6 protein-coding genes are annotated in these 7,623 nt (G+C 60.1%); 2 read left to right on the top strand and 4 right to left on the bottom strand.

Translation table 11 applies throughout. From position 1 onward, the window contains the following. Nucleotides 1–299 precede the first annotated feature (299 nt). Complete coding sequence (dinB, locus tag AC07W7_RS13245) at nucleotides 300–1,358, top strand: DNA polymerase IV (protein WP_099167806.1); 1,059 nt, start codon at nucleotides 300–302, stop codon at nucleotides 1,356–1,358. A gap of 160 nt (nucleotides 1,359–1,518) precedes the next feature. Here the strand turns inward: dinB and AC07W7_RS13240 are convergent, their stop codons facing one another. From AC07W7_RS13240 to AC07W7_RS13225, 4 genes are all read right to left on the bottom strand, one after another. Next, nucleotides 1,519–2,472 (bottom strand): hypothetical protein, encoded by a 954-nt coding sequence (locus AC07W7_RS13240; protein WP_076961837.1) that lies wholly within the window; start codon nucleotides 2,470–2,472, stop codon nucleotides 1,519–1,521. Nucleotides 2,473–2,492: 20 nt separating this feature from the next. Continuing rightward, nucleotides 2,493–4,208, bottom strand: a complete 1,716-nt coding sequence (locus AC07W7_RS13235; RefSeq protein ID WP_076961838.1) for a proline--tRNA ligase — start codon at nucleotides 4,206–4,208, stop codon at nucleotides 2,493–2,495. Nucleotides 4,209–4,422: 214 nt separating this feature from the next. Then, nucleotides 4,423–5,955 carry an AmpG family muropeptide MFS transporter gene (locus AC07W7_RS13230; protein ID WP_495039464.1) on the bottom strand — a complete coding sequence of 511 codons (1,533 nt, stop codon included), beginning with the start codon at nucleotides 5,953–5,955 and terminating at the stop codon, nucleotides 4,423–4,425. A 43-nt stretch (nucleotides 5,956–5,998) separates the two neighbouring features. Further along, nucleotides 5,999–6,352, bottom strand: a complete 354-nt coding sequence (locus AC07W7_RS13225) for an MGMT family protein (RefSeq protein WP_495039463.1) — start codon at nucleotides 6,350–6,352, stop codon at nucleotides 5,999–6,001. Nucleotides 6,353–6,518: 166 nt separating this feature from the next. Here AC07W7_RS13225 and AC07W7_RS13220 point away from each other — a divergent pair, with 166 nt between their 5' ends. Beyond that, nucleotides 6,519–7,526 carry a DUF481 domain-containing protein gene (locus tag AC07W7_RS13220; RefSeq protein ID WP_076961841.1) on the top strand — a complete coding sequence of 336 codons (1,008 nt, stop codon included), beginning with the start codon at nucleotides 6,519–6,521 and terminating at the stop codon, nucleotides 7,524–7,526. The last annotated feature ends 97 nt before the right edge of the window (nucleotides 7,527–7,623 follow it).

Here is a 7,623-nt window from a genome sequence, read left to right as displayed (position 1 = left end):
ATCCCGCGTCTGTGTGTCGGCATTCTACAGAGGAATGCCGGGGTGTCAACCGCTGATTTCAAGAAAAGCGCTTGTGCTTCAATCGCTTAGCTCTCCAAGTCGGTGGCTGAAAGGGGTTGGGGCCAGTCTGGCCGTGGCCTCCAGCTCTATTGGGACGTAGTCTTCGATTGAAAAAATGAATTCATCCAGGGTTTTTCCTAGCGCTTTGTCAGATGATTCAAAGTACTGGTGCTATATACAGGTGTGAGTGCGATACTGGCGATCTGTCCACTTTATGTCCTGATCACGCCTCTCTTTATATGACGCAGCGCAAAATCATCCATGTCGACTGTGATTGCTTCTACGCTGCCATCGAAATGCGGGATAACCCGAGCCTGGCGCAAAAGCCCCTGGCGGTAGGAGGCTCGGCGGACCGGCGCGGGGTGATCGCCACCTGCAACTACGAGGCGCGGGCCTACGGTGTGCGTTCGGCCATGTCTTCGCGCCATGCATTGAAGCTGTGTCCCGACCTGACCATCGTCAAGCCGCGCATGGATGCCTATAAAGAAGCGTCGAAGGAAATCCAGACGATTTTCCGTGACTACACCGACCTGATCGAGCCGCTGTCGCTGGATGAAGCCTATTTGGATGTTTCTGATTGCGCACATTTCGGCGGCAGTGCCACGCGCATTGCCCAGGATATCCGCCGGCGGGTCTCCAACCAGTTACACATCACCGTTTCGGCGGGGGTGGCGCCCAACAAGTTTTTGGCCAAGATCGCCAGCGACTGGAAAAAGCCCAATGGGCTGTTTGTGGTCACCCCGGACCAGGTGGAAGACTTCGTATCGCAGCTGCCGGTGAGCAAGTTGCATGGCGTCGGCAAGGTTACCGCCGACAAGCTGGCACGGCTGGGGATCGAGGACTGCCTGCAATTGCGCGAGTGGAACAAGCTGGCGCTGGTACGGGAATTCGGCAGTTTCGGCGAGCGGTTATGGAGTTTGGCGCGTGGGATTGATGAACGTGCGGTGCACAACGACAGCCGCCGGCAATCGATCAGTGTAGAGAACACCTACGATGTCGATTTGCCGGACCTGCCCAGTTGCCTGGCAAAACTCCCGGAACTGATGGAAACCCTGGCCGGGCGCATGCAGCGTATCGACAGCAGTTATCGGCCGGGCAAACCCTTTGTCAAAGTGAAGTTTCATGACTTTACCCAGACTACCCTGGAACAGGCGGGGGCGGGGCGGGACCTGGAGAGTTACCAGCAGTTGTTGACCCAGGCGTTCAATCGGGGGGGCAAACCGGTGCGGTTGCTGGGGATTGGTGTGCGCTTGCTCGATTTGAGCGGGGGGAATGAACAGCTGGAGCTGCCCTGGTAGACGGCTGGAGGTGGGCTTTATGTGGGAGCAGGCTTGTGTGGGAGCGGGCTTGCCCGCGATGGCGGTGGGGCAGCGACAAATACATCGACTGACAGTCTGCAATCGCGGGCAAGCCCGCTCCCACACAAGCCCGCTCTCATATTTTGATATTTGCCAGAGCTCAGCGGGTACCGGGATCCGCCACCAGCCGGCCGCCATCCTGGGTCAGCGCCTTGAGAAATTCCTGCTGCAACTCGGGGTCGTTGCGGGTCAGTTCAATCAGGCTCTGTTCCAGTTCGCTGGCTTCTTCTTCCAGGCCCAGCTCCGACAAGCGCTTGACCCGATGCACCCATTGGCTGACTTCGTCATCCTCCAGGTCGTCGTAGATCAAGGCATGGGCTTCCAGCAGCTTGCCGCGCAGGGTGCTGCTGATGGCCAGGGATGAGTCCGAATGCACATCGTCCTGGGCATCTTCAATGCTGATTCGCAACGTACGCACCTGGCTCAGGTCCTGCTCGGCAAACGGGCTGTCCAACAGGTTCAGGCGCAGGACGCCGTTGCGGTCGGTGGTCATCTCGTGGGTCTGCTTGCCGGCCTTTACCTGCACCGGTCGCTCGCTCCACGGCAGGCTGGTGTATTCCAGGCGGCGGTCGCGCTGGATTTCATCAATGCCTGCCAGGTTCTGTTGCGCCCGGCCATGGGACTGCACGTTCATGAACGGGTTGAGCCCGGCCACGCCGTAACTGATCCAGTCATGGGTCATGCTGTCGGGCAGGTTGCCCAGGGCAAAGATGTTGGCCACGTTGGCCCCGGCGCCCGCCACGACAGCCACGGCGCCCAGCGGGATCTCATAGAGTTCGCGCCAGGGTTGGTAGGGCGTGTAGCGATCATAGCGGCGCGTGACTTCAAACTCAGTGACTTCAAAAGTCCGCTGTTCATGAATACGCACACGGCGTTGCGGCAGCTCAAGCACTTTGGGTTCGCCGACATCGATCTGCAGGCTGTGGTCGAGCAATTTGCGCTCGATCCGTTCCTCGTGCTCGCTACGCTGCGACATGTGATTGGCGCAGCCGCTGACCAGTAGGGCGCCGCACAAGGCGACGCCCCCCAGGGCTTTGGTGTTTCGCTTGAACATGACTTCTCTTGATCTGGTTTTCAGCGACGAATACGCGCCTGAAGGAAGGGCAGCACGTCAGCCACCGGCAACGGTTGGGCCTGCGCTTCGGTCCGGCTCTTGTATTCCAGATTGCCATCGGCCAGGCCGCGGTCACTGACCACGATCCGGTGGGGGATGCCAATCAGTTCCATGTCGGCAAACTTGATGCCTGGGCTGGTCTTCTTGTCACGATCATCGAGCAGCACTTCAAAACCGGCGGCCGTCAGTTCGGCATACAGTTTGTCGGTGGCTTCGCGAACCTGCTCGGTTTCGTAGCGCAGCGGCACCAGGGCGATCTGGAACGGCGCCAGGGTGTCGCTCCAGATAATGCCTTTGTCGTCGTGGTTCTGCTCGATGGCAGCTGCCACCACGCGGGAAACGCCAATGCCATAGCAGCCCATTTCCAGGGTCACCGGCTTGCCGTTTTCGCCCAGCACTTCGCACTTCATCGCCTGGCTGTACTTGTTGCCCAGCTGGAAGATGTGCCCCACTTCGATGCCGCGCTTGATTTCCAGGGTGCCTTTGCCATCCGGGCTTGGATCACCGGCCACCACGTTGCGCAGGTCGGCCACGGTTGGCACCGGCAGGTCACGCTCCCAGTTGACGCCAAAGTAGTGCTTGTCGTCGATATTGGCACCGATGCCGAAGTCGCTCATCAGCTCGACCGAACGGTCGATGATGATCGGCAATGGCAGGTTCAGCGGGCCCAGGGAGCCGGCGCCGGCGCCAATGGCGTCACGCAGTTCGGCGTCCGAGGCCATGACCAGCGGGCTGGCCACGCCAGGTTGCTGGGCTGCCTTGATTTCGTTGAGTTCGTGGTCGCCACGGATAACCAGGGCGATCAACTTGCCTTCTTCCTCGGCATGCACGATCAGGGTCTTGATGGTCTTTTCAATCGGCAGATTGAATTTCTCGACCAGGGCCGCGATGGTCTTGGTGTCTGGGGTGTCGACCAGGCGCAGCTCTTCAGCCGGCGCCGCACGGGACGTTTCCCGTGGCACGGCTTCGGCCTTCTCGATGTTGGCCGCGTAGTCGGAGCCGTTGCTGAAGACAATGTCGTCTTCGCCGGACTCGGCCAGCACGTGGAACTCATGGGAGCCCGCGCCGCCGATGGAGCCGTTGTCCGCCTCAACCGGGCGGAACTTCAGGCCCAGGCGGGTGAACACGTTGCAATAGGCCTGGTGCATGCGGTCATAGGTGACCTGCAGCGAAGGCTGGTCGGCGTGGAACGAATAGGCGTCCTTCATGATGAATTCGCGGCCACGCATCAAGCCGAAGCGCGGGCGGATTTCGTCACGGAATTTGGTCTGGATCTGAAACAGGTTGAGGGGCAGCTGTTTGTAGCTGCTCAACTCGTTGCGCATCAGGTCGGTGATCACTTCTTCATGGGTCGGGCCTGCGCAGAAGTCGCGGCCATGACGATCCTTGAAGCGCAGCAATTCGGGGCCGTACTCTTCCCAGCGCCCGGATTCTTGCCACAGTTCAGCCGGCTGAGTGCTCGGCATCAATACTTCCAGAGAGCCGGCGGCGTTCATTTCTTCACGAACGATCGCTTCGACCTTGCGCATCACCTTCAAGCCCATGGGCAGCCAGGTGTACAGGCCAGAGGCCAGTTTGCGGATCATGCCGGCGCGCAGCATCAGCTGGTGGCTGATCACGACCGCGTCGGAAGGCGTTTCTTTCTGTGTGGCGAGCAAATATTGACTGGTGCGCATGGTAGGCCGTTGTCGGTTGCTTGGACTTGAAGTGACCTGGGATTGTACGGGCGGTCGCCGCCAGAGTACAGGCATCAGGTGGTGACGGGATTTCTGTGGGGAGCTGGCTTGTGTGGGAGCGGGCTTGCCCGCGATGCAGGCGCCTCGGTGTGTCAGGCAAACCGCAGTGATGCCATCGCGGGCAAGCCCGCTCCCACACAAGTCCTCACAGGGATCAGCTTTCTTCGGGTGGGCTCAAACGGATCCGCCGGCTTTCCTGGTACCAATGCAAGGCAATCAACAGCAGCGTCGGCACACCGAGCATTGCGGTGATCAGGAAGAAGTTGTGATAACCGAACTTTTCCACCATGACCCCCGAGTAACCGCCGATCAGCCGTGGCAACAGCAGCATGATAGAGCTGAGCAGGGCGTACTGGGTGGCGGAGAACTTCAGGTTGGTCAGGCTCGACAGGTAGGCGACGAACGCCGAGGTCGCCAGGCCCGAGCTGAAGTTATCCAGGGAGATGGTAAAGATCAGCATCTGCAGGTCGGCGCCCATGTCGGCGAGCATCAGGAACAGCAGGTTGGTGCCGGCCGAGGTGATACCACCGATAAACAGGATCGGCAGGATGCCGAACCGCACGATCAGCAGGCCACCCATGCCGGCGCCGACCAGGGTCATGATCAGGCCGAAGATCTTGCTGACACTGGCGATCTGATCCTTGGTGAACCCCTGGTCGATATAGAACACGTTGGCCATCACGCCCATCACCGTGTCCGACATACGGTAGGTGGCAATCAGCCCCAGCAGCAACAGGGCCTGCCAGCGGTAGCGCAGGATAAAATCGTTGACCGGCGTGAGCACCGGCGCCAGGCCCCGGCGGCCCATGGCCGAGAGGCACAGGGCGGTGAGGGTGATATAGAGGATGGCGCGCAGGAACGCGCGGTCTTCCAGTAGCAGGTCGAGCAGGCTCACGCCCTCGAACAGCACACTGGCAAAGTCGGTGTTGTACAGCTGGGTGAACATGGCCGGGACCGACACCAGCAGGATGATCAGCACGAATACCGACATCAGTTGGTGGGCAAACGTGTAGCGCCCGGCCTGCAATTGGGTGCGCAATGGCACATCGGGTTCACGCATGAAAAAGCTGGTGAGCAGGGCTGGGATCATCAGCACACCGAACAGCACGTAGGTGCCGGTCCATGCCGAGTGCTTATAGTTGAACCCGGTGGAGCCAAAGCCTTCGGCAAAAAACAGCGCGCCGGCGGTGGCCAGCAGGGCGGCGATACGGTAGCCAGACATATAACTGGCGGCCAGGGCGGCCTGGCGGCTGTCTTCGGCGATTTCCAGGCGATAGGCATCCACCGCGATATCCTGGGTTGCCGAGGCAAACGCCACGATCACGGCAATGGCGATCAGCCAGGACAGGTGTTTCTGCGGGTCGCAGAAGCCCATGCCGATCAAGCCGAGAATCACCAGGGATTGGGACAGCACCAGCCAGGAACGACGCCGCCCCAGCTTGCCCAACAGCGGCAGGCGCCATTGGTCCAGCAGTGGCGACCAGACCCACTTGAACGCATACGCCAGGCCGATCAGGCTCGCATAGCCAATGGTCTCGCGTGCCACACCGGCTTCACGCAACCAGACCGAGAGCGTCGAGAACACCAACATGTAAGGCAGACCGGCGGCAAAGCCGAGCAGTAGCAGCACTAACGTCGAGGGGCTGGCATAGGCAGCGAGCGCGGCGCGCCAGGTTTTACGGGGCATGGGCTGGAGTCTGCCTCAGATTTACGGAAACAAAGCGCGCACTCTAACCGCTGTGCTCTACCGGGCGCCAGCCATGACGCTGAATATCAACGCGATTGTTCAGGATACCGACACCTTCGCTGCGCAAACGCGCACGCTGTTCATCGCCCGAAGCGCTACCCACGGGCAGACTTATCCGACCGCCGGCGGCGACCACCCGGTGCCAGGGCAACGTCGAACCTTCGGGAAGCTGGCTCAGCGTACGGCCCACGAAGCGTGCGGCGCGCCCCAGCCCGGCCAGGTGTGCCAGTTCGCCGTAACTCACCACGCAGCCTGCGGGTACTTGGGCCAGGGTCAGGTACAGCGCGGTGCGGCGCATTTCGGCCGGGGTTTGCGGAGTGTCGGCGGGCTCGTTCACGGTTCAGGCAGCTCGGTTGAAATGAGTCGTCAATAGGTAAGAAACATCTGTAAAAGCGCTGTTGAGAATTGAACTCAACAGAAAACCTTGAGTCAGTCCTTGCTAAGACTTCAGCTACGCCGATAATGCCCCTTTTTTTCGCCAAACTTGAGCCCCGTAACCGCTTATGTTGTCCAGAACCCTGCTGTGCCTCGCTGTCTTTACTGCTTCTACCCCTGTGCTGGCCGATACGGTCTGGTTGAAAAACGGTGATCGCCTGACCGGCAAGATCAAGGTTTTCGACGGCGGCAAGCTGCTGATCCAGACCGAATACGCCGGCGCGATCCCGGTGGACTGGAAACAGGTGAAAACCCTGGAAAGCGACCAGGAACTGCTGGTCAAGCAGGATGCCTACACCGGCGAGAAGGCCAAGTCCCTGCACCCGGCCGAGGACGGCAAGGTCATCCTGGCCAACGGCGAGGCGCCCAAGACGGTGGAGTTGGCCAGCATCCAGCAGATCATCAAGCCAAAACCGGTGATCGAGGACCTGGTATGGAAGGGCAATGTCGACGTGGCGCTGGACTACAAGCGTGCGGAAAAAGATACCGACGACTATGACATCGACTTCAAGACCACCGCCCGTCACGGCAAGTGGCGGCATATTGCCGAAGGCGAATACAACCGCGAATTCCAGAACGATGTGGTCACCACCGACAACTGGAGCGCCGAGTACGCGCTGGACCGCTTTATTACCGACCAATGGTTCTGGCAGGGGCGCCTGACCTACAAGCACGACAGGGTCGAAGACCTGCGCCGCCAGCGCACCGTCGGTACCGGTCCGGGTTATCAGTTCTGGGATGATGAGCTGGGGGCGTTTTCCCTGGGTTCGTTGCTCAACCGTACGGACTATGAATACCAGGACGGCGGCAAGGACAACTTCTATTCCTTGGCCATGAAGTGGGACTACAACCGCTACCTGATCGGCAAGACCGTGGAGTTCTTCACCAACGGCGAACTGGGCAAGCCCCTGGCCGGCCCTGCCGACTATTCCCTCGATGCCGAAATGGGCCTGCGCTACAAGGTCACCGAATGGGCTTCGCTCAATCTCAAGGCCGAACGCGACATCATCAGCGGCAGCTCGGACAGCGACCTGAGCAAGACCCGTTATACCGCGGGCTTTGGCGTGACCTGGTAACGCAGTTGCAGGCTAAATGTGGGGCTTATGTGGGAGCGGGCTTGCCCGCGATAGCGGTGGGTCAGTTAAATATTTATCAACTGACCCACCGCTATCG

The sequence above is a fragment of the Pseudomonas sp. GW821-FHT01D09 genome (assembly GCF_059422465.1).
The sequence above is the reverse complement of the archived record's forward strand: the minus strand, read 5'-3'. Positions and strand labels throughout refer to the sequence as shown.

Bases quoted from the DNA above. Each gene is read 5' to 3' on its own strand.
- AC07W7_RS13230 (WP_495039464.1), bottom strand. From the start codon at position 5,955: ATGCCCCGTAAAACCTGGCGCGCCGCGCTCGCTGCCTATGCCAGCCCC.
- AC07W7_RS13220 (WP_076961841.1), top strand. From the start codon at position 6,519: ATGTTGTCCAGAACCCTGCTGTGCCTCGCTGTCTTTACTGCTTCTACC.
- AC07W7_RS13240 (WP_076961837.1), bottom strand. From the start codon at position 2,472: ATGTTCAAGCGAAACACCAAAGCCCTGGGGGGCGTCGCCTTGTGCGGC.
- AC07W7_RS13235 (WP_076961838.1), bottom strand. From the start codon at position 4,208: ATGCGCACCAGTCAATATTTGCTCGCCACACAGAAAGAAACGCCTTCC.
- dinB (WP_099167806.1), top strand. From the start codon at position 300: ATGACGCAGCGCAAAATCATCCATGTCGACTGTGATTGCTTCTACGCT.